Origin of the sequence: Shewanella amazonensis SB2B (assembly GCF_000015245.1) — a bacterium.
Lineage (GTDB): Bacteria > Pseudomonadota > Gammaproteobacteria > Enterobacterales > Shewanellaceae > Shewanella > Shewanella amazonensis.
The window spans coordinates 1,288,040-1,313,494 of the sequence record NC_008700.1; the positions used below are offsets into that span (position 1 = coordinate 1,288,040).

Genomic DNA, 25,455 nt, shown 5'->3' on the forward strand with positions numbered 1-25,455 from the left:
CTCGGGGCTTTGATGATGACTTTGCTTAGAAGTCGGCGTTATCGAGGATCCACTGAAGTGGTGCCTGATATTGTGTCGGCATCCAGCTTTTAAGCTGACTGATGCTGTGCTCAAGCATAGTTTTGCTGTGCACTGACAGGTTCAGGTGACCCACTTTGCGGCCCGGACGCACCTCTTTGGCATACCAGAAGAGCTCGGCGTTGGGCAGGCTCAGCCAGCGGTCATCCTTGTCGATGCCGATAAGGTTCACCATCACACAGGGAAAGTTTACCTGTGGCTGTTGGATTGGCAGGTGACACAGGGCACGCAGGTGTAACTGGAACTGGTCCATATGGGTGCCTGCTTGGGTCCAGTGACCCGAGTTATGCACCCGTGGCGCCAGCTCATTCACCAGCAGGTGGTCGCCAACGCGGAAACACTCCATCGCCATCACTCCGACATAGTTAAGGCCGTTCATGATGGTGCCCAGCATGGTTTCGGCTTCGGCCTGCAGTGGCACAAGGCGGGGCAGCGGCGAAACGGATGCCATCAGAATGCCATCCTGATGCAGGTTCAGTGTCAGCGGGTAGAAGAAGCATTCGCCCGTGTGAGTACGCACGCCCACAACGGAGACTTCCTCGTCAAAATTAATGGCTTGCTCGGCAATGGCTTCACCGCGCCAGTCGGCAGGGATCTGACCGTTTTCGGCCTGCTTGAGCCAATGCTGGCCCTTGCCGTCGTAGCCGCCGGTGCGGCGCTTCATCAGCACCCGCTCGCCATATTTGCCATAGAGGGCGTTGACGTCTGTGTTGTCATCCACCAACTCCCAGGGGGCGGTGGCTACCTTAAGCTCATCCAGCAAGGATTTTTGGGTGTACCGGTCGGCCAGACGACCAAACACCGGGCCGTTGATGAAATTCTTATGGGTAGAGAGCTGCAGGCTCAGACTGGATTCAGGCCATTGTTCACGCTCTGCGGTGATGATGTCATCGTCCGCCAGCGGCAGTTTTTCATCGCTGGGCGCCATGATATCCACCGGCAGCACCTCGATGGCCAGTGGCTGACCGGCGTGTGACAGCATAGCACCGAGCTGACCATTGCCCAGTACCCAAACGCGTTTGGTGTTTGCCATGATTACGCGTCCCTCGGATCCGGATTTTCCAGAACGCTCTGGGTCTGTTCGGCGCGGAATGCCTCCAGGCGCTCGGCGAGGGCGGCGTCGTTGTTGGCGAGAATTTGGCAAGCCAGCAGACCTGCGTTAAAGGCGCCGGCAGTGCCGATGGCGAGGGTGCCCACGGCAATGCCCTTTGGCATTTGCACGATAGACAGCAAAGAATCCATGCCGTTGAGGGCCTTACTCTGCACGGGTACACCGAGGACTGGCAGACGGGTTTTGGAGGCCAGCATGCCTGGCAGGTGTGCGGCGCCACCGGCACCACCGATGATCACCTGAAAGCCTTTGTCAGCTGCTGTGGCGGCGAAGTCCATTAACTTGTCCGGGGTTCTGTGGGCGGAAACCACCTCAACATGGTAAGGCACCTGCAGTTTATCCATGATCTCTGCGGCGGCTTCCATGGTGGGCCAATCACTCTTGGAACCCATTACGACAGCAACGAGGGCGTGCATGATAACTCCTTAACGACTGATTTTAATTATATTTGCCTGTTTTCAGGCGAGGGTACTTTGCACCCTGGCTGCGGGGGAGTCCCCTCGGTAGTCGTTGCCAGGGCGAGATGGGGCGCAATGATAGCATGATGGGCGTGGTTTCGCTGCCTTTTCAGCGACCTTTATCAGCGCCCGTCTGGCCTGTATATCGGATACGATAAATGCGGTCGCGACCATCGTCGCTGACCAGCAAGCTCCCGTCTGGCAGCATCATCACATCGGCGGGGCGGCCATGGACTTCTTCCCCCTGTAACCAGCCTTCGGCAAAGGTTTCGAGGTATTCCACGTCATTGCCGTTAAGCTTGGCAAAGCGCACCCGGTAGCCGACTTTTTCACTGCGGTTCCAGGAACCATGCTCGGCGATAAAAATGCCACCCTGATACTTTTGCGGAAACTGTTTTCCGGTATAGAAGGTCATGCCGAGACTGGCCACATGGGCGCCGAGTTTGGCCTTTGGCGCTTGATAGTCCTGGATGCTGTGGCCGGTGCCGAATTCCGGATCCAGGGTGTCGCCCTGATGCACATAGGGGTAACCGAAGTGTTGGCCCGGGGTTTTGAGCAGATTCAACTCATCGGAGGGCATATCGTCCCCCATCATATCGCGGCCATTGTCGGTAAACCAAAGCTCGCCGGTGGTGGGGGCAAAGTCGAAGCCGACGCTGTTACGTACGCCGAGGGCTTCGTCCCTGGTGGTTAGGGTTTCCAAATCCAGGCTGATGATTTTGCTGTACTCTTTGCCCGCATCACAGATGTTACAGGGAGCGCCGATGGGGATGTAGAGGCGCCCATCCGCAGCGAATTTCAGGTATTTCCAGCCGTGGTGTAAATCCTTGGGCAATTTGTCGTAAATCAGGGTTGGTGAGGCCTTGCCCGGGCTTTGAGCCTCATCCACACGGTACAGGTTACCCACATCGGCGATATAGAGTTTGCCATCCCGGTACGCAATGCCCGAAGGCATGGTGAATTTCATGGAGAGCTGCCCGGCGCGCACACCGGCTTTTTCAGCCTCAGAGCCGGGCAGAGGCAGATAGTGCACCTTACCTTCTTTGCGGGAGCCCACATACAAAAGGCCCGACTCAGTCACGGCCATCTGGCGATAGTTTTTAAAGCCATGGTGCAGCACCTCAATCTCAAAACCGGCAGGCAGCTTAATCATATCGAGCACCGCCTGATTTTCTTCTTTGGTGTAAGCGGTCGCCACAAAGGGCATGAGTGCCAGTGTAATAAGGGCGTGGCTGAGTTTGGCTGATGTCATGGGGTTCTCCTGCAATCAAGAGCATGGATAGTGTCGTCGAATGCCAACAAGCATGCCAAAGGCGCAGTTAAAAAAACAGCGCCGATTGGCGCTGTTTGGTTGTCACAAGACCCGTTTTATTGCTTGCTTTGCTGGCTGAGCTCTTTGCTCTTTTCCATCAGCCCAAGGGCAGAAAAGCCGGTGATCACATCCAGATTGGAGGTCATGCCACCATTGCCGCCGATATAGTTTTGCGGCATTTCCACTTTGAAGTTGGGCAAGTTCTGATACAGCACCTTGGCCACATCACGGTTCATCTCGGCGGTATAGATCTTCTCGTAGGTGCCAAGGGCCTTGTATTTGGCTGCCAATACCTCGGCCTCGGCAATACCGGTTTCACGGATTGCCTTGGCTTCAAAAGAGGCCGCAGCCGCGTTGGCTTTTTGAATTTCCAGGTTGGCCTGAGCCATTTCCAGTTCTTTGGCCTTGGACAGGGCGGCAATTTCTTTTTTCTTGCGCTCTTCCACCAGCTCTCGCTCGGCAATCTGACGGGCAATTTCCACTTCTTTTTGCTGGGAAATGACCGCCAGCTCCTTGGCGCGCTGGGCATCCTGTACTTCACGGGTACGTTGGATTTCCTTGCGTAACTGTTCAGTCTTGGCCTGGGCCTTGGAGGTTTCCTGCTCCTGGATGGTACGGATGCGCTCTGCTACCAGTTTCTTTTTGTCTGTCAGTAGTTTATCCAGCTGATCTTCTGGCGATGGATCGCCAATGGTGACCTGGGTGACGGTAACGCCATACTGGCTCAGTGGATTGTCCTGGCGAATCGGCTGACCGCTCTTATCGGTGACGGGAATTGTTTTCCACACCAGCTGCTTGGTGGCCTGAAGCTTGTTGGAATCGTCCTGATCGAAACCAACGGGCACCAAATCCACCTGTTCCACCTCTACCTGACGGCGCTCAGTGGTGTAGATGCCGTTGCTGAGCTGATCCGCCAGCTGGGCCTTGAACTGGTTCAGCCCGCCCTGAAAGAACTCTTCCCCCGTGTACTGGGTGGCGGTAATGACAGTCACGTTGCGGGCGTTTTTGATGAGCATGGTTTCAATCAGATTGTCGTTGGAGCGAAACTCCCGGTGCATCTGAATGATTTGCTCTGGCGAGTGTGACAACTTAAATCGGAACGTGGCTGGCACCTGACCCGTGTAGGTATCGGCAAAGCGTACCTGCAGCGACGGCAGGCGTTGATAGAAAGCCTCGCCCTGATTATTGCCAAAGGAGACGGTAATCACCTGATCGTAGCGGGTTATTTTGGACAAAAACGGCATACGCACATGGATGCCCGGCTCGGTGAACACATCCAGTGCCCCGGTGATATTGTTTTGATGCACATAGGTGTAACCGGCATCCGTCATCAAAATCGAGCTTTTCAGTACTGCCAGAGCACCGATGGCACCCAGGGTGATAAATATACTTTTGGGGGAGACGGCTTTTCGTGCGCGGGAAATGGTGGACTCTTCCATGTTGCTTCCTTGTCGTTTAAAGGCGTACTAGCTGAAGGTTGCACATGTTACAGGGAAGTTCGGTGTGGGTCATGCATTTTGGCAAGACCCAAACCCTAAAAGTATCAAAATGTTAATCCGTATTTGTGACAGTATCTTGCAAGGCGGCCGTCATGTCCGGATAGAAGGACAGTACGCCGGGCTTCTCCTGAACGCCGGCCTTGACCAAGGCTCTGAGGGCCTGGAAAGGTACAGATACGATGCGGATTTCACGCCCCTGCTTTTGCGCCCAGGCCACGGTGCGCTCCAGTGCACTCAGGCCACCTGCGTCCAGCAGCGACACATTCTGCCAATCCAGCACCAAAATGGGCGCGCCATTCTGTCGGTGCATCAGCTCGCTGAAAAGGTTATCGGCGGCGGCAAAAAACAGCGGGCCATCGATACGGAAGGCTTCGATATTGGGGCTGCCGGCATCACTGCCGCAGTCCAGTGCAACCAGTCGGGTTGATGCCGCAAGCTGACCCATCAGCAGCAACGACGCCAGCACTATGCCGACGCCAATGGCTATCACCATATCAAAGGCCACAGTAAGCATGAGGCAGGTTAGCAGCACGGCCACGTCCGACACATGGGCGCGGCGGATAAGGTGCAGGCTCTTTTTGGCCTCGCTCATGTGCCATGCCACCACCAACAGCAGCGCGGCCATGGTTGCCATGGGAATATAGGCCAGTACGGGCGCCAATAACACCAGCGCCAGCAACACGGTAAGCGCATGGAACACGGCGGCCAGCGGGCTTTTGGCGCCGGCGCGCACGTTGGCGGCGCTGCGGGCGATCGCTGCGGTGGCGGGGATGGCGCCGAAAAAGGGTGCGATAAGATTGCCAAGCCCCTGGCCAAAGAGCTCACTGTTGGCACTGTGGCGATTCCCTGTCATACCATCCACTACCACGGCGCAGAGCAAGGATTCGATTGCGCCCAGCATGGCGATGGCCATGGCCGAGGGCAGCAGATTCTGAACGAGTTGCCAATTGAGCGTTAATGGCTCGCCTCCCACGCCCGGAAGCTCCCAGGGTAAGAGAAACGATGGCAGCACCGACGGGATCCCCGCCATCAGGGTGCCGTCATCCAGTGTGAATGAAAAACGTGAGCCAATGGTCTCTACGTCAAACCCAAGGCCGCCGAGTGCCAGAGCGCAGAGCGTGCCCGCGAGGATCGCAGGCAAATGGGGCGGCAATTTTTGAGTAAATTTGGGCCAGAACACCAACACAGACAGGGTAATTGCCGCCACCAGTATGCTGGGCCACTGGGCGTGGGGCATGGCATGGAACAGAGTCGAGACCTTGTGCCAAAAATCCTCGGGGAGCGCCTCAACAGGCAGGGCAAACATGTCCTTTATCTGCAACATGGCAATGACAATGGCGATACCGCCGGTAAAACCCAGGGTCACAGGCTCAGGGATATATTGAATAAGCCTGCCCAGGCGCATCAGGGACATCAGCAATAAGATAACGCCGGACATAACAGTCGCCAGCAGCAAACCACCGAGACCATATTGCGCCGAGATTGGGGCGAGCAGCACCACAAAGGCGGCGGTTGGTCCTGATACTGACAACTTCGAACCGCCACTGATGGCGATGATGATACCCGCGATAATGGCGGTGTAGAGGCCGTACTGGGGGGCGACACCGCTGGCGATGGCGAGTGCCATGGCAAGAGGAATGGCGATAACGCCCACGGTAATGCCGGCGAGTAAGTCAGCCAATAATTCGGCTCTGGAATAGCGTTCTCCCAGCAGGCTCTGACGCAGGGCGAATGCCGGAATAAGAGAAGTCAGGTGATGGCGATGTGGCATCTTGGAGTCCTGCCGCGTGGGCGGCCAAAGCTGGGTATTTTAGTGAGCGCTCAGTGACCAATGTGTGAGCTTTGGCAAATTTTTGCAAGCCCTGACCCTTTTTGCTTTTTTCTCCGTTTATAGGGATATAGGGGCGGATTGGGAGGGAATATGGACTTTGTGGCAGTGGCTGTGCACACTGAGTACAGGTGCAATCAAGGTTGGGAAACACGGGCTGAATGCCACTGGTTTGTCTCAACCATCAGGGCAATCATGACAGCAACGCAATCCATTTCATTGGTGGGTGGTGAGGGCGACGAACTGCTGATGCAGCGTTATGCCTCCGGGGACATTCAGGCCTTCGACACCCTTTATCGTCGCCACAAAGGCGGGTTATACCGCTACTTTTTACGCCAGATTGGTGACAGCCAGCTGGCGGAAGATCTCTATCAGGAAACCTGGGGCCGGGTGATAAAAGCGGCGCCTGCTTACGAAATCAGCGCCAAGTTTACCACCTGGCTTTACCGTATCGCCCATAACCTGCTGATTGACCATGTGCGGGCTGTTAAACCGTTGAACGAAGCCGACACCCTGGATGAAGAAGGGATGGCGCTGACAGACTCGATGACTCCGGTGCGAAGTCATGAGCACGACCTTAAGGTGCAGGCCCTGAAACACTGCGTTGGCCTGCTGCCCCAGGTTCAGAAAGAAGCCTTCCTGCTCTCCAGCGAGATGGGATTTACTGCGCTGATGATAAGTGAAATTGCCTCTGTATCACTGGAAGCGACCAAGAGCCGTATCCGTTATGCCTATCAGAGCCTCAAAACCTGCGTGGCCAAGCGATTGGGGGAGGATAGCGATGAAAGATAGCCAACTGGTGGACACTGAACTTAAGCAGACGCTGGATGCGCTTTACCGTGAAGGTGCCAGGGAAGAGCCTCCTGAAGCGCTGGATGCGGAAATACTGGCACTGGCCGGTGCCCACCTTGCCAGCCCCAAGCCTGAAATTGTGGTGCGCCGTGGGTTAAGGCGTTTTCCTTACGCCATCTCCAGCGCGGCGTCTCTGATGTTATTGGTGGGCCTGGTGCTGCTCAACCCGCAGCAGGTGTTTTTCAATGCCGATACTGTGTTGCCTGAGACGGATATGCTGGTGGCGCCGATGGCAGACGAGGGTATGGTCAGAACTGAGATGAATGCCAACGCCCGCAATGGCGTGAGCTCAGCGCCTGACATGGCGTCCAGCCAGCCTGCCGTAAACCAACAGCCCCTGCAAATTGAACAGGGTCAGCAGCCCGAGGCTCAGACTCGCACTGCTCCGGCGGCGTTTTCTTCCCCGCCTACGGCCACAGATGAGTCGGCCGAACCGCAAGTGGCAACAACTGCCATACTCAAATCATCGGCGAGGAAATTGGTATCGGAACCACTGGCATTAAGACCAGATGGCCTGGCCGATACAGACGACATTGACCTGCTGCTCGCATCTTTGGAAGACACGCTCGCTGGTGGAGACAGCCAGCTAACCCTGTCGTTAATCGAGGCGTTTATTGCCAGGGAGTATGAGTTAACTGCGCCGCAGCAGCTAATATTTGACCAGCTTCAATCCCGATTGGCTGAGTGAATCACAGCCACAACCATGTCGACAATGAAGGGGGCAAGCATGCAGGCAGTGAAAATTGGACTGGTCCTGATACTGTTTTCCTGGCCCACATTCGCGGTCCAGACGCAGACAATCTGCCAAGCACCGCTGCATGTTGCCTACAATGACTGGCCTCCTTACTCCTGGTCCGATGAAGTTGGCGAACCATTGGGGCTGGATGTTGACCTTTTGAAAGCCTTTGCCCGCCGGGTTGGCTGTGTACTCGAGTTTGATAAAATGCCGGCTCGTCGCTCCCATCAGCTGATGCATCTGGGAAAGGTGGATATCATGATGGGCGCCAGTAAAACGGCAGAACGGGAGGAGTATGCCCACTTCTCGGTGCCTTATCGACTGGAGCAGGTGGGGCTTTTCAGTATAGATAATGGCGGCGTTGTCTCTTTGGGCAGTTGGCAGCAGGTGCTCGACAGCAGTCTTAAGCTACTGGTACCGCAGGCGGGCTGGTACGGTGAAGCGTACGAGAGTTCAAAGCGCAGCCTGGCAATGCACAATCAGCTGGTGGAAAGCCCTGACCTGCTCAAGAGCGTACAAATGCTGTCGCGGGGCCGTGCCGAGCTTGCCATTGGTGATGCACTCTCGTTGCCCTTTATTGCCAGCCAACATGAAAAAGTTCATCTGTTCCGCCATCCGCTTCGTTTAACCGAAAGCGACATACACCTGATGTTCAGCCGCGCAACCTTCGACGAAGCCAGGGTCAGGGCTTTTAATGATGCCATTCGCGGTGCGGCCGAGGATGGTGAAATCGCCTCCTTGCTACTCAAGTGGGAGCAAATATCCCTAAGTCGTATCGAAGGCGTATCACAAAAGTCCAGAGGCTCGGATGAGCCCATTTGGATCCTGGCCGACTGAGTTCAATGGTTTATGTGTGCGTCAGTGCCATATTTCTCGCATGGCAGGCTCACTGAGAAAGGTATCCACCAGCAAGGGGTCGAGAATACTGCCCTTGAGCCCTTTAATGTGGGTGCGGGCCTGTTCATAAGTCATCCGGAATCTGGGGTCAGGATGACAAAGCAAGTCATCCACAGTGTCTATCAGTGCCACAACCCGTGCCGCAAGGGGAATGGATTTCCCCTTGAGCTTGCCGGGGAAGCCTTCTCCATCCCAGCGCTCATGGTGGTAGGCGGCAATGTCTCTTGCCATGGCCAGCAGTACACAGTCCGGTGCTTCACGTAACAGCTCGCCGAGCAAGCGATCACCGATAAGGGTGTGTTTATAGCGTTCGCTTTCCATGTCTGGCGTCATGGTGAGTTGTTTGCTTTGCAGGTTATCGGCTACACCTATCATGCCTATGTCATGCAAGGTGGCGCTGAGACCAATATTTTCCGCAAATTCCGGAGTCAATTCGTCAGGGCGATGGGGTGAGCTCAACAGGGCCTGGGTTAATAGCTCGCTGGCTTTGGCGATACGGTTCAGGTGTCTGGCTGAATCGGCATCCTTAAAGCCGGAAAGCCGGGCAAGACCCAGTACGGTTGCCCTGCGTGACGCATGTGTTCGCTCAAGGGAGTCAGAGAGTTTGTCAGTGAGGAAACCTGTCGCCAGGCATAACATCACGTTAATAGTCAAAAAGTTAAGTACTACTACCAGATAAATTTCCAGGCTGTAGTCGGGCAATTCCGGCCAGGGTACCCATTGGGCCGTAAAACCCAGTCCCATGATGATGAGGGTAAGAGCGGTTAGCATCAGACAATAAATACCGAATCGCCGCCCAAGCAGCAGTGTCCCTATCAGGGGAAACATAAACAGCCAAAAAAAGCCTGCCCCTGTGGGACCTATAGACCAGATAAAGGCTACCCCTATGCCATAGCACAGCAGGCTGCCCATCAGATAGCGCTGCTTATCCTCCAGCTCTGGAAACAACAGCATTGCAATGAGCACCAGATACGCGAGGGTATCTACCACCACCATGGACCAGAGGCCCTGTTTTACACACAAATACACGCTGGTGATATAAACAGGCACACATATGATGGCCATGGCTCCGAACAGACGACGGAAGATAATCTGACGCCAATGGGCGAGGTCCGTTGGGTATTCATCCCGTGAAAGTTTGGACATGCAGTCTCAACCTATGCCTTCGAGGCTATCTGTATAACAGGAAAAGGTTAATATCCCTGTTTTTAGCAGAGTTGCAAGTGATTTCAAGCTTTACAACAGTGCCAAACCCCTGCGAAATTACTGAAAATACGCAGTATTGCATCTTCAACATAAATCGATAACTCTCATGGGCTTGGGTCTGAGCAGTATCAGTAAACCCAGAAACGACACTATCAGCACAGACAGTATGGCGCAGACTCATCACATGGCAAATGTCGCCTCCCTTTGACTGCAACGTGGGGGGCGGGCCAAGAGATAACACGCTCACGCTGAACACACAGTAACAACGCACTGGCCTTATTGTGGTGTATCGGTTTCTATCTTTGTCGATTTCTGCATCGTTCCGGGCTTGGCTAAAAGCACCACAGGGAAGTGCCCAAGCGGCAGTGCCGGAGCGGGAAATGAAGGTACAGGATGGGTAGAAAAAAACAGGACAGATAAAAAAACAGGGCGCTTCGGCGCCCTGTTTTTATTGCACGGGGTTACTCGTCTTTGGGCAGTCCGCCCAGTGCCTCGACCAGTGCGTGCATCAGGGCGACCAACTCGCTGCCCATGAGGGCAAAATCGGCATCGAGGCGGGCCATGGGGTCATCGTTGCCCAAATCGTCATTGCCTGCACGGAATTCCTCAGAGAATTTGAGGCGTTTGAGACTGGCATCGGACTGGAGCAGGAGCGCGATGGACTGACCAAAATGCAGCGCCAGCTTGTGTACTTCTTTGCCGGTTTCCAGATGGGCCAGCACTTCGTCTTCGGTGAGAACCTGCTGCTTGAAGCGCACAATACCGCCTTCTTCGGCGGCCGATTTAAGCTCTGCCTCATCCTGCATGATAAAGGGCGCACTGGCTTCACCAGCCTTGAGCCATTCGGTCATAGTGTGCTCAACCGGGACATTGAAAGACACAGGTATCACAGGCAATGAGCCCATGGCTTTACGCAGCAACGCCAGCAGCTCTTCGGCCTTGGTGGCGCTGGAGCTGTCCACCAGGATCATATCAATTTCAGGCAAAATCAGAGCATGGATCTGACTGCGACGGGAAAACGCCCGTGGCAGCAAGCTGGTGGTGATTTCGTCTTTTAACGCATCTTTTTCTTTCTTGGTCAGCTTGCGGTTTTCTTCATCTTCAAGCTGTCCCACCTTTTCTTCCAGCGCTTCTTTAATGACCTGGCCGGGCAGAATTTTTTCTTCCTTGGTGGCGCAGATCAAATGGCGGTTGTTGGCGCTGTGCACCAGTGCGCTGCCGTGTTTACCAAGCGCCTTTGAAAACCCGAACTTACTGACGTCCTGGCTGGAACAAGGGCTGAAGGAGAAATCGGCCAGGGCCTTTTCCAGTGAATCTGCGTCTATGGTGACAGGCTTGTTGAAGCGATACAGGGTGAGATTTTTAAACCACATAATTGCACTCGGCCAGAAACAAAAGACCGAGTGTAAGCCATCTCCGGTAAGCGGGCAAACCAGAAAATTCATGACAGTCAGATTGCGGTTTTGCAAATTCACAAAAGTGTCATCTGTCACTGCGCATGCGCAAAGTAATTGATTTTAAATAGGTCTGTAAATTTTAAGGATGGCGGGTGAATGATTCGTAACCGCTTAAGTGGATGCTGAAATAAAACTGAAACACTCAGATTGCAAACTTGCGCTCGTTCCAAACCAATAACCAGACGCACTGAACGTCGCAAAGGATTAAATGATGAACGCTTTTAACAAAACTCTGCTTGTTTCCGCGCTGACCGCTGCTTCTTTGGCTTCTGCCCAAGCGGCTGAACCTTTAACTGTTTACGGTAAACTGAACGTAACAGTACAGTCTAACGACGAAGCCGGTGAATCTGAAACCGTAGTACAGAGCAACGCCTCTCGTCTGGGTGTTAAAGGTGCTTTCGAACTGAGCTCTTCTCTCGAAGCCTTCTACACCATCGAGTATGAAGTGGATGCCGGCAGTGATGCCAAGGAAAACTTCCTGGCCCGTAACCAGTTTGTGGGTCTGAAAGGCAATTTCGGTGCGCTGTCTGTGGGTCGTAACGACACCATGCTGAAAATCGCCCAGGGTAAAGTTGACCAGTTCAACGACCTGTCAGGCGACCTGAAGAGCCTGTTCAAAGGTGAAAACCGTATCGAGCAAACCGTGACTTACCTGTCACCAGAGTTCGGTGGTTTCAAAGTGGGTGCTACCTACGCAGCTGAAGGTGCCAAGTCTCAGGCCGGTGAAGACGGTTTCTCTCTGGCCGCCATGTACGGTGATGCCAGCCTGAAGAAATCCGCTTTCTACGCTTCTGTTGCCTATGACAGTGAAGTAAAAGGCTACGACATCCTGCGTGCCACTGTTCAAGCCAAGCTGGCTGGCCTGGTTTTGGGTGGTATGTACCAGCAGGAAGAGAAGTCAGTTGATGGTGACAGCAAGACAGGTTACCTGGTCAGTGCCGCTTACAATATCGCTGACGTGACCCTGAAGGGTCAGTTCCAGGACATGGAAGACAAGGGTGACTCCTGGTCTATCGGTGCTGACTACAAGCTGGGCAAGCCAACCAAAATCTTCGCCTTCTACACCAGCCGTGACATGGAGTCTGCCGAAGACACCGACAACTACATTGGTGTGGGTATCGAACACAAGTTCTAATCGGACTCAGTGACAAAAAAGGAGGCTTAGCCTCCTTTTTTCATTTTTATAAACAGCTAGTTAATTAGTCTGATTATGACAATTTCTGCTGAAATGTGTCATCATTTACCCCGGCGATCATAAATTTGTCACAAAACTGACCAATAATGGCCATCGTGGACATTCACTGATAGAAAACCGCTTATGACTGCAAGGATTTTGATTGTTGAAGATGAGTTGGCCATCCGCGAGATGCTGACATTCGTGATGGAACAACACGGTTTCACGACCTCGGTTGCCGAAGATTTTGACTCGGCTCTTGGGCAGCTTCAGGAACCCTACCCAGATCTCATCCTGCTGGACTGGATGTTTCCGGGCGGCAGTGGCATTCAACTTGCCAAACGCCTCAAGCAAGACGAGTTTACCCGCCAGATCCCGGTCATCATGCTCACCGCCCGTGGTGAGGAAGAAGACAAGGTCAAGGGCCTGGAAGTGGGGGCCGACGACTATATTACCAAGCCTTTCTCCCCCAAGGAGCTGGTGGCCCGTATCAAGGCTGTACTGCGCCGCGCAGCGCCAACCCGCCTTGAAGAAACAATCGATGTGCAGGGGTTGACCCTGGATCCGGTAAGCCACCGAGTCACAGCCGGTGATACAGTGCTGGATATGGGACCGACCGAGTTTCGTCTGCTGCATTTCTTTATGACTCACCCCGAGCGTGTTTACAGCCGTGAACAGCTGCTGGATAACGTCTGGGGCACCAATGTGTACGTAGAAGACAGAACCGTAGACGTGCACATTCGTCGTTTGCGCAAGGCCGTTGAGCCTTCGGGGCATGACCGCCTCATTCAAACCGTCCGCGGCGCAGGATACCGTTTTTCCACTCGGGTTTAGTTCGGGATAGGCACAGTTAGCCGGATAGGTTATCTTGTGCCCCCAGACACAACCCTCGGCTGGATATAGCTATGTTTGACTCTTATTCAGGGTATCGCCTGGCCTCCAGGCTGATGATTTACCTGCTTGTCACCCTGGCTCTCGGTTTGCTCATTGGTGAGCTCAGCCTGACACTGTTGGCCGCATGTGTGGTACTGCTGTTTTGGCACTATCGCCAAATTGGCAGGCTGACCCACTGGCTGTGGTATGACAAACGTCTGACACCACCCCAGGGCAGCGGCAGTTGGGAAGGTATTTTCAACGGTCTCTACCGCCTTCAGGGAAAAAACCGTCGCAGGGTATCACAGCTTGCCGGTTTGCTTGGCCGCTTCCGTCAGGGGGCCGAAGCCCTGCCCGATGCGGCTGTGGTGCTCGATTCCGATAAAAATATCCTCTGGTGTAACAAGCTTGCGCAGCTGATGCTGGGGCTGGTATGGCCCCAGGACAATGGCCAGCGAATCGATAACCTCATTCGCCACCCGGATTTTTCGGCCTACCTGAAAACCCATGACTTTAAAGAACCGCTTGAGCTGCCTTCTCCTGTGTCTGACCAACGCCTACTTGAACTGAGGCTGATGAAATACGGAGACAGGCAAATGCTGCTGATTGCCCGTGATATCACCCGTATCCGTCGGCTCGAAGGCATGCGAAAAGAGTTTGTTGCCAACGTTTCCCACGAACTCAAGACACCGCTGACCGTGCTGCAGGGGTATCTGGAAATGATGCAGGGGATGACAGAGCCGGACGACATGAATGCCAAACCGCTGGCGCTGATGCAGCAGCAGACAAGGCGTATGCAGTCCATGGTAGAGCAGCTGCTCACCTTGTCACGTATTGAAGATGCGTCCGATGTTGATCTGGAAAAAACCGTAAACATGACACTCCTGATGGCCGCCATCAAAGATGAGGCTGAAGCCCTGGCGCAGGGGGAGTATACCTTGCAGTTTGATGTACAGCAGGGGCTGAATGCCCATGGTAACGAGGTGCTGCTCAGAAGTGCCTGCAGTAACCTGGTGTCCAACGCCATTCGTTATACGCCGCCCGGTGGCATTATCAAGGTCAGTTGGCGCCAGATTGCCACCGGAGGCCGTTTTCAGGTGGAAGACACCGGTGAGGGGATAGCGCCGCAGCATATCGGCCGCCTGACCGAACGTTTTTACCGGGTCGACAGTGCCCGTTCCCGTGCGACGGGGGGCAGCGGTTTGGGGTTGGCGATTGTGAAGCACGCGCTGGCCCACCACCATGCTGAGCTGTATGTCAGCAGCCAACTTGGCAAGGGCAGTATCTTCGGGTTTGTTATCCCTTCACATCTTCTTGAGCCCAAAAAGGGCGCATAAGTGAGTTACCCAGACATAAAGACAGGCTTAGGCCTGTCTTTTCTTTTTGATAAATATTGAGTTTTAGCTTTTTTTGAAAAAAATGTGTCGTGTCATCTAAGTGTCACATCAGAGTCATAGACTTGTCATTGTGGCAGTTGATACTGGCTGCGTCTTAAGAAAAAATGGTTCAACACTGGAGCAATTATGAAACTGAAACAGCTTGTCGGCGCCATGACCCTGACCGCCGCCGGTTTATTCACCGCCGCCGCCTCGGCTGCACTGGACCCAGCCCTGCACACCTACGAAAAAACCAGTGGTGTGTCTGGTAACCTGTCGTCTGTAGGCTCTGATACTCTGGCCAACATGATGACCCTGTGGGCTGAAGAGTTCAAAACCATCTACCCTAACGTGAACATTCAAATTCAGGCTGCCGGCTCTTCTACTGCGCCACCAGCCCTGACGGAAGGCACGTCTCAGTTCGGCCCTATGAGCCGCAAGATGAAGCCAAACGAAGTGGAAGCCTTCGAAAAACACTATGGTTACAAGCCAACAGAAATCCGTGTAGCCATCGACGCCCTGGCGGTGTTTGTGCACAAGGATAACCCAATCAAGGGCCTGACCATCGAGCAACTGGATGGCATCTTCTCTTCTACCCATAAGTGTGGTGGCAACGATGTAGCTCGCTGGGGTGACCTGGGTCTGGACAGCAGCTGGGCTGCCAAAGACATCCAGCTGTACGGTCGTAACTCTGTATCCGGTACCTACGGTTACTTCAAAGAGAAAGGTCTGTGTAAGGGTGACTTCAAGGCTAACGTGAACGAACAGCCTGGCTCTGCCTCTGTTGTGCAGTCAGTGTCTCAGTCACTGAATGCCATCGGATACTCAGGCATTGGTTACAAGACTGCCGGTGTGAAAGCCGTTGCTCTGGCCAAGAAAGGCAACGAGTTTATCGACGCCAGCATCGAGAACGCTGCCAACGGTACTTACCCTCTGTCACGTTACCTCTACGTGTACGTGAACAAGCATCCCAACAAGGACCTGGCACCAATGGAGCGTGAGTTCATCCGCTATGTGCTGTCAAAGCAAGGTCAAATGGTTGTTGAGAAAGACGGCTACATTCCGCTGCCAGCCAGCGTAATTGCCAAAGACCTGGAAAAGGCCGGTATCCGCCTGTAACAGTTCTGCCGATCAAAACGCCTCCCTCGGGAGGCGTTTTTGTTTTGAAGCGATAACAGATTGCGCGAAGCAGGCAAAAAAAACGGCTCCCAATGGGAGCCGAACAAGTGTCTTTCCAAACTAAGGATGGTCGCGCTAGAAACCATCAAAAAGGGAGGATGATGAACGATGAATAACTCGGTTCAATTATTCAGACCGGCCATCTGGGGATTGGTTCCCGCCATTGGCAATTTTTTTGAAATTTTTTTCAACCACAGCGAAAACTCCCCATCCATGCTGGTATGCCACTCTCGCACCAACGCCTGATAGCGGGGGTAATCGCCGTTGCGGGTAAAGCCGAGCATCTGTTCCAGCTTGTCTCTGTGGTGCTCCATCATAAATCGCACCGCCAGATAGCCCCAGCGGTAAATCCGTTCACTGCCACCGTTTTGCTCATAACTGGTGTCAAAAATTTCACTGAGGCGATAGCTGCCCTTTGCGGCCAGTTCAATGGCCGCTGGATTGTCATCCCCCCAGGCCAGATACTCGGCAAGACCCTCAGACCACCACACCAGATGAGGCAGCAAAGGCGCAGGCTTGGGGCAATACTCGGGGGCGCTGTGGGAGTCGTGCAATGAGGCGCAAAAGTCGCCATAGAGGTTAAAGCGGCCATCGAGATAGTGCACATACTCATGGCGCAGATTCCAGATTTTTCCCTGTTTTTGATAGGCCACAAACTCGGCCTGATTACCGGGATGTTCCGGATGTCCTTCCAGATACATGCCGCCATTGTCACTGGGCACATCGAAGTGGGCGGTGACATAGGTGCGGTAGGCGTCTGCGTTGGCATAGATGTTGGCTCTCATGGCCACATTGTTGTCGTCCCGCACCGGTCTGTTGTGAGTATCGAGGAGTGTATGAAACCTCTTTTCCTGAGTACTTAACAGGGTACAGGCTTCGTCTATTTGTGATTGCGCGAGCGCCTGGGCGCGAATAATCAGGGTAGGGCTGCACTGGTGGGTTATGGTCAGTACGGCATCCACGGCGGGCTGGATTTGGGCATGGCATACAGCCGACAGTAGGCTTAAGAACAGGAGTGACAGGCGCATTCAATTTCTCTGTATTATTTGTGAATATTGTATGCAATATCGATTGATTTACAGGTGTTGTCAATCTTTCAGCGACAGGCCCCTTGGTTGGAGCGCTTGGTAACTGCATACTTAAGTGTAGATTTTTCACTATGGACTTTGTTATGCACCAGTGGGACAACCGGCACGACTATCACTCTTTCGCCAATACCGACAGCATCAGGGTGACTCACCTGTCACTTGATCTCGCCATCGATTTTGATACCAGATGCCTTCAGGGCTGTGTTCGCCTGGATTTTGTAAGAAAGGAGGGGGATGCGGCCGATGTGTTGGTGCTGGATACCCGGGCACTGGCCATTAAGTCCATTACCGATGTGCATGGTCAGCCACTGGACTGGGGACTGGGACAGGCCAGTGAGATTCTTGGGCAGGCTCTGGAAATTATGCTGCCCAATGGCATCACCAGTGTGCTGGTGCATTATCACACCACAGAGGATGCCGAGGGCCTGCAGTGGCTCGATGGCCCTCAAACTCAAAGTGGCAAACCCTATTTGTTCTCCCAATCGCAACCCGTGAACGCCCGCAGTTGGATCCCGCTGCAGGATACCCCCAAGGCCCGGGTGACCTTTGATGCCAGAGTCCGTGCCAACCAGCCCTGCAGGGTGGTGATGAGTGCGCTCAATCAGGCGGATATGCCCGCAGACGGTGTATTTGAGTTTGTGATGGATAAACCCATGCCGACCCATTTGCTTGCCATTGCCGCCGGCCAGATTGACCGGGTGCCTGTGAGTGAGCGCAGTGCCGTATTTGCCGAGCCTGCCATGGCTTCGCTGGCCGCCCGGGAGTTTGAAGATATTGAAGCCATGATGCAGATGGCCGAGTCGATTCTTGGGCCCTATGCCTGGGAGCGATACGACATGTTGATTCTGCCGCCCAGCTTCCCATTTGGGGGCATGGAAAACCCTTGTCTGGCCTTTTTGACCCCCACTCTTATCGCGGGCGACAAGAGTCTGGTGTCCACCGTGGCCCATGAACTGGCCCATTCCTGGACAGGTAATCTGGTGAGCAATGCCACCTGGCGCGATCTCTGGCTCAATGAAGGCTTTACCACCTACTTTACCAATAGAATTGTGGAAGCCGTTTACGGTCGGGAGCAGGCTCAGCTTGAACTCATGCTGGAGTACGGCAGGCTGAAGGAAGAAATGGCGGGTATGCCGCTGCCACGGCAAACCCTGCCAGCCAATTTGCAGCAGGACGATCCCAACGCCGCATTCAATCGCTTTACCTACGATAAAGCGTCCATGTTTGTGCACTTTCTCGAGGCGCGCCTGGGCAGACCCGACTTTGATGCTTTTTTGCGGTCCTATATCGAGCACTATGCCTTTGTGGCCATCACCACCGAAGACTTTGTCGAATATGCCAAAGGGACTTTGCTGCAAACCCACCCAGATAAGGTGACTGAGGCAGAGCTCAGGGAATGGATCTATGGCGAAGGCTTGCCAGCGACCTTTATGCCGCCTATGTCAGAGAGTTTGGGGTGGGTGATAGAGTCCATGACAGAGTGGCTGGAAGGGCATCCTCTGACACCGGAGCGCCTGTTTGGCTGGCGGGTTCAGCATTGGCAGTTCTTTTTAAATAACCTGCCGGAGCAGATTTCCCAGGAGCAACTGCTGGAGCTGGATGAACGCTTTGCCCTCGGGTCATCCGGCAACGCCGAAATTGCCTGCGATTGGTTCAGGGTAGCTATCCGTAACCATTACGACCCGGTACTGGAGCAGGTCGAAGCATTTCTGTGCCGTATTGGTCGGGCCAAGTTTGTCCGCCCACTGTTTTTGGAACTACAGATAGCCGGTTATCGACAGGAGCTTGAAGCCATCTATCACAGGGCCCGTGAGAGCTATCACCCCTCACTGAGGGTGCAACTCGACCGGATACTGTTTAACGAGTAATAGCGGGAGCCTGCCTTGGTTTTGCTTTCGAAAAGGGCACCTTGATTAAGGCGCCCTTTCTATTTGGCGGTGTAACGTCATTCATGTGTCGCAGCGCCGCTGCTTAGAGCAAGCGTGCAGTGAGTCGGGTGTGTGGGTTTCAGGATAAAAAAAAGGCAACCAATGGTTGCCAGAGATGTTCAAGTCAGTCACAAGTGCCTGTTCAATGCGCCAGCAACAAGCCTATGCTGAAAGGGAGAATGATGATGAACTTTACCCATGCAGCTGTCGATTGATGTCGACTGCAAAAATTCGGTTCACTTATTCAGACCGGGCCTTTTTCAAGAAGTTCATCGTCAGCGTAAAAAATTCAAAAAAAATTTTTCCCGGTGCAAAAGTCAATTATCCCGGTGGCCATCCCGGTGGCGATTATGACCTGTCACTGCACATTTGAGGAATAAAAAAAGGCAACCTGGGGAGGTTGCCATGGGATCCTTCAGTGGACCAAGGGGACTGCGCTAGTAAGTCCCAGGGAGAATGATGAACACGAAAACCCATTTCAATGTTCACTATGTTTGAGTCGTGCGTTCGGTAAAAAGTTCCACGACACGGCTCAAAAAATAGCGAAAATGGCTGAATTTTTACTATCTCCCTGATCCCAAATTGTTTATTTCGCCGCTTCGTTCAGCAGTGCCTCGATATCCTTTTCCAGCTTTTGGGGATCGGTAGTGGGGGCGAACCTGTCTCTCACCTTGCCGTCACGGCCGACCAAAAACTTGGTGAAGTTCCATTTGATGGCCTTACTGCCAAGGAGGCCCGGTGCTTCCTGCTTAAGGTGAGTAAACAGCGGGTGGGCCTGCTCGCCATTGACATCAACCTTGGCAAACAGCGGAAAGGTCACACCAAAATTGAGTTCACAGAAACTCTGAATGTCTGACTCACTCCCTTGCTCCTGGGCGCCAAACTGGTTGCAGGGAAAGCCGAGTATTTCGAGGCCTTGGTCATGGTATTTGCGATAGAGGCTTTCCAGCCCTTGATATTGCGGGGTAAAGCCACATTTGCTGGCGGTATTGACTATCAATAAGACCTTACCGCGATAGTTGGCCAATGGCTGCTGCTCGCCCTTGATGGTGGTGGCGGCAAATTGATACAGATCCGTCATAAAAATACTCCGGGTAGAAAATGAACAAAGACATTCTAAATGCATTTTTCTATGTGAGCAATTAAATTGTGTGCAATATAATTGCTCGGTTGATATGACACAAAAATCTCAATATAGTCAGCCACAAGATGTAACCAACGGACGCCGCCGTGACAGAAAATTTGCCAGAACAGGAACCCAACCTGGCCCCACAGAATGAAGTGGGCCTGGTCGTACAACAGTTAACCGGCGCTGAGGGCCAGGCACAGGCCGAGGTATTCTCAGAAATTCTCGAAGACGCCGAACCCGGCACTGTAGCCTTGTTGCTGGAAGCCTTGCCGCTGGATGAGCGTTATGAGCGATGGCAGCAGGTGGAGTTCGCCGACAGGGTAGAAGTGCTCAGCCTGATGCGCGCCGATCCGCGCATGGGCATCTTGCGGCGTATGCCTGACGACGAAGTCGATCTCTTGTTTGCCCAGTTAAGTCCAGAAGATCTGATTGAGTGGAGTGACTATCTTCCCGAGAGCTTTACCGACAGGGCTCTGGCGCAAATGGGCGAGCGCCAGCGTCAGCACTTCGAACTCTATAATCAATATTCCGAAAACGAGATAGGCCGTTATGCCGACCACCAGATGTTGGTGCTTTCTACCAAGGCAACCATAGGTCAGGCGCAGCGCTTTTTTCGCAGAATTGAACTCGACTGTAATGACTCGCTGTTTTTGGTGGACGAAGAAGACCACTTTCGGGGAGCCGTCAGCCGTTATGAAGTATTTCGCAGTAATCCCGATGAGCCACTGCTGAGTCTGATGGACGAAGACAGTCGTGCCATCAGCGCCGATGCCACCCTGATGGAGGCGGCTGAACTGCTCGAACATAGCCGAGACGTTGAGCTGCCAGTGGTGGACGATGAAGGTGGGCTGATTGGCCGGGTGACGTTGAGAACCGCGACCGAGTTGGTTCGTGAACATTACGAAGCCCAATTGATGGCAAGCGCCGGTATGAATGAAACCGACGACTTGTTCGCCCCCATTATGAAAGGCGCACGGCGCCGCGCCGTTTGGCTGGGTATTAACCTGCTCACGGCCTTCCTTGCGTCGGCCACAATCGGTTTGTTTGAAGACGTGCTGTCGCAGGTGGTTGCCCTTGCAGTCTTAATGCCTATCGTAGCCTCCATGGGGGGTATTGCCGGCAGTCAGTCGCTGACGCTGATGATCCGCGGCATGGCGATGGGGCAGATTTCAGCCGGTAACCTCTGGTCTTTGATGAAAAACGAACTGGGCATAGGTGCCGTGAATGGTGTGCTCTGGGCCATCGTTATAGGCGCTGTGTCGGGTTGGTGGTTCAGCAATGAAATCATCGGCATCGCCATTGGCTGCGCCATTCTGATCAATATGCTGGTGGCGGCCGGCGCCGGTGTGCTGGTACCCATGGTGCTGCAAAAAATGGATCAGGACCCAGCGCTATCCGGCTCGGTGATTTTGACTACGGTGACAGATGTGATTGGGTTTCTCAGTTTTCTTGGCCTTGCGACCATACTCTTTTTATGACGCCAATCCTCACCATCAGCCAAGCCAGTTGCGATGAAGACGTTGTCGCCGCAGCAGATCTCATTGATAGCCGGGATGATAACCATCATCCCCTCGACAGAGCAGCACTGGCCAAGGCCAGATTGCTTCTGCTGGCACGGCTCGATGGCAGGCTGGTGGGCTGTGGTGCCATTAAGGCCGGTGACGGCGAGGTGGCAGAATTAGGCTATCTGGTAGTGGCATCCCAGTATCGACGCCTCGGCATTGGCGCCAGACTCACCCAGGCACGGATTGACTGGGCCAGAGCACAGGGGATAAAACTGCTGTGGGCGACGGTAAGAGCGGAAAACCAGGCCAGTCGTGAGAATCTACTGAAGGCCGGCTGGCAGTTTTATGGGGACTACCTCAGTATTCGCGGCACCGGAAATACCATTGGTTGGTATGTGTTGCCGCTGCAGCAAGGGCTCGACATTCAAGCCTTAATGGCGGGCCCCATAGGCAGCAGAACCCCCGTCAGTCAGGGGCGCGGGGCGCACGGCTGACACGTTGGCGCCAAAGCCCTTTGAGTTCCGGGTACACCGGCAACACCGCCGAACACATCACCAAGGCGATACCTATCAGGCTTAACCAATTCGGCACTTCGCCCAAAAACCACAGCCCAAGCAAGGTGGCAAACACCAGTCCGGTGTACTCCGCCGGGGCCAGCTGGCTGGCATCGGCGCGACGATAGGCATGGATCACCAGATAGGTCATGCCCAAATAAAAGAGGGCCAGCAGCATACCCACGATGGAGGCATCCCAAACCAGAGACGCGCCTTCAAACACAGCTGCGGGGATCAAAAACACCATGGCAAAGGCATTGGACCAGAACAGGGTACTGAAAGGATGCTCTGCGGCGGAATAGCGCTTTAAAATGAGGTTATTGCTGGCGCTGATAAGGGCGCCCAATACCGCGAGCAGCAGGTAAGGATTGAGGCTGCTGGGCTGGCTTATCATCAGAATGCCACAGAATCCGATAATGCCTGCAACACTGTGCCTGTAACCTATGGTTTCTTTTAAAAACGCGGCAGACATCACCAGCAGCATCAGCGGTGACAGGTAAAGCACTGCGGTCACTGAAGCCAATGGCAGGTTCATGATGGCGATAAAAAACAACCCATTGCCAAGGCCAATCAGCAGTGCCCGTACCATGTGTACCCGATACAGGGGACTGATGCGCAGCCCTCCCTGTAGCCGCCAGACAAAAGGCAGCACCAGCAGGGTGGCAAACAGCTGGCGATAGAGCACCAGTTGAAATACCCCCGTGTTTGGGTCGAGAAGTTTGATTAACAGGCTGCCGGTGGCAATCAGCCATTGAGCCAGCAGTATCATCAGCAGAGCTTGCATTAAAACCCACACAGAACAGGTCAGGGCGCCTAAAATACCACCGTACACATAAGCCGTCTTGCTGAAAATGAGCCGCTACAATTGAAAAAATGTGTTTGTAGCAATAAAGTTGCAGCTTGCTGCCTGTCCATTCTGAATGGAATGTCCTGTTATCAGGGAATGAGAACCTGTGGCCCCGTCTGAGCAACCGAGAATCACAACACACATCATGGCTCGAATACTTGCAGCGATATTAGGCATTGCCCTGCTTCTTCCTCTGCTTTGGTCAGCGAAGGTCAATGCCGCAGTTGCTCTGGATGCGCCTTACCAGTTTGTGGCTGCCGACGATGATGTACTTCCCACAGCCTTTGACGCCGTGCCCGATTGGCTTGATAAGCACAAAGACATCAAAAGACTCCCTTTAAGCGGTGGCCAGTTTTATCTGGCTGTGCCCTTTATGGTGAATGAAAACCGCAGTGACTGGGTGGTCAACTTGCATAACTCCATCGCCGAAAAGGTGGACTATCTGGTGCTTGGGAGGGATGGCAGTCGTCAGCTGGCGAGCAGCGGCTATTACGCGCCTTATCAGTATCTTTTCGATTACGGCCGTAACGTCACCCTGAGATACGGGGTGGAATATTGGCTGCTGGTCCGGGTGGAGTCGCGCTATTTCTCATCATTTCCCAAACTCGAAATCAATCCGGCTCCCGAACATCGGCAGCTAACCGATGGGTTGGCGGTGGCCGTGCTGCTTTGTCTGGGAGGGCTGCTGTTTATCGCCTTCTACAACTTGCTGATTTACGGCTCCACCAGAGACAAGGCGTTCCTGTACTACGGGCTTTATGTCATTGTGTATCTGCTCGGTTGGGCCTTTACCTTCCATGTCCCTGCGCAGCTTTTGGGAATTCATGCTATTGGTGTGCATCATGTGTTTTTTATCGGGCTGCCAATTTTTAATATTTTGTTCTATAAACACTTTTTGCAACTCCCCAGCAACTCCCCCCGTTTGTGGCGCTTAAGTCAGTACCTGCTTTGGGCCTGTATTCTGGCGCTGCCAACCAGTTGGCTGCTGATTTCTTACACCGCCATTATTGCTTCGGTCTTGATTGGCGCCTGGATAGTGCTGGCCATAGTGGCGGGTAATGTGTGCCTGATGAAGGGCTTCTCGCCGGCCCGTTATTTCATCATGGCATTTAGCTGTCTGCTGTTACCTGCCATGCTGATTCTGCCCGGTAACATGGGGCTGACATCGGATATTATCGAATACGCCGAGTTTGCCACCCTGGCGGGGGGCACAGCCGACGCGCTGCTGCTTTCTCTGGCATTGGCCAACAAGCTAAAGCTGCTGTCTGAAGAGCGTAAGGCCTATATCGAAGAACTGAGCTCCGCCTGGGAAAAGGCCCGGGTCGACAGTCTTACCCAAATCGGCAATAGGTACGCCTTCGATGAATATCTGCAAACCTGCCATACCTTTGGTGAGGCGGTAACAAAACCTACGGCTCTGGTGCTGTTGGATGTGGATGGGATTAAGAAAGTCAACGACACCCTCGGTCATCAGGTGGGGGATGAATTGCTGAGAACTCTGGTGCAGGAGCTTAAGTCGCTGGATATCCCCAAACTCAAACTCTTTCGGGTGGGGGGAGATGAGTTTGCACTCTTTTTGGATGGGGCTTTCTTATCTCTGGTCACCTCCAAACTGGAAAACATAGAAACCATCTTTGCCCGCCAGGGCTTTACCGATGCCGGCGTCAGCTTCGGATATGCCCTCGACAGCGAGGTGCACAAATCCCACGAATGGTTAAGGTCGGCTGACACCAGTATGTATTCCTTGAAAGCCGAAAAAAGGCGTGAGTTGGCTGTCGATGCCATGGAGGCATGAATCATGGGGCGTGTGGGGGATAATCTGCTTTTTGTACCCACAACCTATAAAAAAGCGGCCAGAAGGCCGCTTTTTTAATGCTCAAACACCGGCACGGCAACCCGATAACCAGGGGCTAACAGCCCTCTGAGCCGTGCATACGCGTTATGGCCGCGATATCCACCTCGATTCGAAAACGGCGTTTACCGGGCGCAGGGAAAGAAAAAGGCAAGCCAAACGGCTTGCCTGAGAGGATTCGATTTGGGAGCTTCAGCGCCACTTGCTTTGGAGATATTCCACCTCGGCATTTTCATCAAAGTAGCGGCGCTTGGTATCGCGTCTACGCTGTTTGACCCGCTTATTCTTTTGCTTCCCTTTGACGTTATCGCCCCATGGCGAGTCTTCGTCTTCAAATTCGTAGGAGTGTGACATGACCTTTTCCAGCTGAACACTTGTGCCACTCTGGCACAGGATCTTTTTACCCAATGGTCATGCCAAGCTAAAGCGAAAAATTTATTGTTTTATGGTGAAAAAAATTGCCCGAAGCAACGAGGCGGTTACAGTCTGAAACCAGCCTTAAATCCCAGCCCCGGG

At 53.6% G+C, this 25,455-nt stretch carries 23 protein-coding genes; 12 read left to right on the forward strand and 11 right to left on the reverse strand.

All coding sequences use genetic code 11. The features are described from left to right. Positions 1–25: 25 nt before the first annotated feature. The 5 genes from purK to dauA form a co-directional block, all read right to left on the reverse strand. Positions 26–1,111 (reverse strand): 5-(carboxyamino)imidazole ribonucleotide synthase, encoded by a 1,086-nt coding sequence (gene purK, locus SAMA_RS05575; RefSeq protein ID WP_011759179.1) that lies wholly within the window; start codon positions 1,109–1,111, stop codon positions 26–28. 2 nt (positions 1,112–1,113) lie between these two features. Then, positions 1,114–1,605 carry a 5-(carboxyamino)imidazole ribonucleotide mutase gene (gene purE / locus SAMA_RS05580; RefSeq protein WP_011759180.1) on the reverse strand — a complete coding sequence of 164 codons (492 nt, stop codon included), beginning with the start codon at positions 1,603–1,605 and terminating at the stop codon, positions 1,114–1,116. A gap of 151 nt (positions 1,606–1,756) precedes the next feature. Beyond that, positions 1,757–2,899: a PQQ-dependent sugar dehydrogenase gene (locus SAMA_RS05585; protein ID WP_011759181.1), complete on the reverse strand. Its 1,143-nt coding sequence runs from the start codon at positions 2,897–2,899 to the stop codon at positions 1,757–1,759. A 116-nt stretch (positions 2,900–3,015) separates the two neighbouring features. Then, positions 3,016–4,398, reverse strand: coding sequence for an SPFH domain-containing protein (locus tag SAMA_RS05590; protein ID WP_011759182.1), 1,383 nt, complete (start codon positions 4,396–4,398; stop codon positions 3,016–3,018). Positions 4,399–4,510: 112 nt separating this feature from the next. Continuing rightward, positions 4,511–6,229, reverse strand: a complete 1,719-nt coding sequence (gene dauA, locus SAMA_RS05595) for a C4-dicarboxylic acid transporter DauA (protein ID WP_011759183.1) — start codon at positions 6,227–6,229, stop codon at positions 4,511–4,513. 252 nt (positions 6,230–6,481) lie between these two features. Here dauA and SAMA_RS05600 point away from each other — a divergent pair, with 252 nt between their 5' ends. From SAMA_RS05600 to SAMA_RS05610, 3 genes are read left to right on the forward strand one after another with little or no spacing between them, the layout of a single operon-like run. Then, positions 6,482–7,078, forward strand: a complete 597-nt coding sequence (locus SAMA_RS05600; RefSeq protein ID WP_011759184.1) for a sigma-70 family RNA polymerase sigma factor — start codon at positions 6,482–6,484, stop codon at positions 7,076–7,078. Next, entirely contained in the window at positions 7,068–7,826 is a 759-nt protein-coding gene (locus tag SAMA_RS19105) for a hypothetical protein (RefSeq protein ID WP_011759185.1), read from the forward strand. The genes SAMA_RS05600 and SAMA_RS19105 overlap by 11 nt, the downstream gene beginning before the upstream one ends. 39 nt (positions 7,827–7,865) lie before the next feature. Further along, on the forward strand, positions 7,866–8,711 hold the full coding sequence (locus SAMA_RS05610; protein ID WP_011759186.1) for a substrate-binding periplasmic protein: 846 nt from the start codon (positions 7,866–7,868) through the stop codon (positions 8,709–8,711). Positions 8,712–8,732: 21 nt separating this feature from the next. On the opposite strand, the gene SAMA_RS05615 is transcribed toward SAMA_RS05610, so the two are convergent. Then, positions 8,733–9,917 carry an HD-GYP domain-containing protein gene (locus tag SAMA_RS05615; RefSeq protein ID WP_011759187.1) on the reverse strand — a complete coding sequence of 395 codons (1,185 nt, stop codon included), beginning with the start codon at positions 9,915–9,917 and terminating at the stop codon, positions 8,733–8,735. Between the two features lie 521 nt (positions 9,918–10,438). Then, positions 10,439–11,350 (reverse strand): recombination-associated protein RdgC, encoded by a 912-nt coding sequence (gene rdgC, locus SAMA_RS05620; protein WP_011759188.1) that lies wholly within the window; start codon positions 11,348–11,350, stop codon positions 10,439–10,441. A gap of 292 nt (positions 11,351–11,642) precedes the next feature. Here rdgC and SAMA_RS05625 point away from each other — a divergent pair, with 292 nt between their 5' ends. The 4 genes from SAMA_RS05625 to SAMA_RS05640 all read left to right on the forward strand — a co-directional run bounded on the left by SAMA_RS05625 (position 11,643) and on the right by SAMA_RS05640 (position 15,976). Further along, positions 11,643–12,569: a porin gene (locus SAMA_RS05625; RefSeq protein WP_011759189.1), complete on the forward strand. Its 927-nt coding sequence runs from the start codon at positions 11,643–11,645 to the stop codon at positions 12,567–12,569. A 183-nt stretch (positions 12,570–12,752) separates the two neighbouring features. Further along, positions 12,753–13,442: a phosphate regulon transcriptional regulator PhoB gene (phoB, locus tag SAMA_RS05630; RefSeq protein WP_011759190.1), complete on the forward strand. Its 690-nt coding sequence runs from the start codon at positions 12,753–12,755 to the stop codon at positions 13,440–13,442. Positions 13,443–13,513: 71 nt separating this feature from the next. Then, the gene (phoR, locus tag SAMA_RS05635; protein WP_011759191.1) at positions 13,514–14,818 is read left to right on the forward strand and encodes a phosphate regulon sensor histidine kinase PhoR; all 1,305 of its coding nucleotides are present in this window, start codon (positions 13,514–13,516) and stop codon (positions 14,816–14,818) included. A gap of 186 nt (positions 14,819–15,004) precedes the next feature. Further along, positions 15,005–15,976 (forward strand): PstS family phosphate ABC transporter substrate-binding protein, encoded by a 972-nt coding sequence (locus SAMA_RS05640; protein ID WP_011759192.1) that lies wholly within the window; start codon positions 15,005–15,007, stop codon positions 15,974–15,976. A 182-nt stretch (positions 15,977–16,158) separates the two neighbouring features. Here the strand turns inward: SAMA_RS05640 and SAMA_RS05645 are convergent, their stop codons facing one another. Then, positions 16,159–17,064 (reverse strand): collagenase, encoded by a 906-nt coding sequence (locus SAMA_RS05645; RefSeq protein ID WP_011759193.1) that lies wholly within the window; start codon positions 17,062–17,064, stop codon positions 16,159–16,161. Positions 17,065–17,207: 143 nt separating this feature from the next. Here SAMA_RS05645 and SAMA_RS05650 point away from each other — a divergent pair, with 143 nt between their 5' ends. Both SAMA_RS05650 and SAMA_RS05655 read left to right on the forward strand, forming a co-directional pair. Continuing rightward, positions 17,208–18,992, forward strand: a complete 1,785-nt coding sequence (locus SAMA_RS05650) for a M1 family metallopeptidase (RefSeq protein ID WP_232280523.1) — start codon at positions 17,208–17,210, stop codon at positions 18,990–18,992. A 205-nt stretch (positions 18,993–19,197) separates the two neighbouring features. Continuing rightward, positions 19,198–19,425, forward strand: coding sequence for a hypothetical protein (locus SAMA_RS05655; protein WP_157608307.1), 228 nt, complete (start codon positions 19,198–19,200; stop codon positions 19,423–19,425). Positions 19,426–19,638: 213 nt separating this feature from the next. Here SAMA_RS05655 and SAMA_RS05660 read toward each other — a convergent pair whose 3' ends face one another. Continuing rightward, the gene (locus SAMA_RS05660) at positions 19,639–20,133 is read right to left on the reverse strand and encodes a glutathione peroxidase (protein ID WP_011759196.1); all 495 of its coding nucleotides are present in this window, start codon (positions 20,131–20,133) and stop codon (positions 19,639–19,641) included. A gap of 149 nt (positions 20,134–20,282) precedes the next feature. Here SAMA_RS05660 and SAMA_RS05665 point away from each other — a divergent pair, with 149 nt between their 5' ends. Next, positions 20,283–21,659, forward strand: coding sequence for a magnesium transporter (locus SAMA_RS05665; RefSeq protein ID WP_041409692.1), 1,377 nt, complete (start codon positions 20,283–20,285; stop codon positions 21,657–21,659). Next, positions 21,656–22,180: a GNAT family N-acetyltransferase gene (locus tag SAMA_RS05670; RefSeq protein ID WP_011759198.1), complete on the forward strand. Its 525-nt coding sequence runs from the start codon at positions 21,656–21,658 to the stop codon at positions 22,178–22,180. The genes SAMA_RS05665 and SAMA_RS05670 overlap by 4 nt, the downstream gene beginning before the upstream one ends. Here the strand turns inward: SAMA_RS05670 and SAMA_RS05675 are convergent. Then, a complete protein-coding gene (locus tag SAMA_RS05675) occupies positions 22,152–23,024 on the reverse strand; it encodes a DMT family transporter (protein WP_011759199.1) in 873 nt (290 codons plus the stop codon). The two genes, SAMA_RS05670 and SAMA_RS05675, sit on opposite strands and share 29 nt — an antisense overlap. A 208-nt stretch (positions 23,025–23,232) precedes the next feature. Here SAMA_RS05675 and SAMA_RS05680 point away from each other — a divergent pair, with 208 nt between their 5' ends. Next, positions 23,233–24,882 carry a sensor domain-containing diguanylate cyclase gene (locus SAMA_RS05680; RefSeq protein WP_041409693.1) on the forward strand — a complete coding sequence of 550 codons (1,650 nt, stop codon included), beginning with the start codon at positions 23,233–23,235 and terminating at the stop codon, positions 24,880–24,882. A gap of 249 nt (positions 24,883–25,131) precedes the next feature. On the opposite strand, the gene SAMA_RS05685 is transcribed toward SAMA_RS05680, so the two are convergent. Further along, positions 25,132–25,293 (reverse strand): hypothetical protein, encoded by a 162-nt coding sequence (locus tag SAMA_RS05685; protein ID WP_011759201.1) that lies wholly within the window; start codon positions 25,291–25,293, stop codon positions 25,132–25,134. Positions 25,294–25,455: the final 162 nt, after the last annotated feature.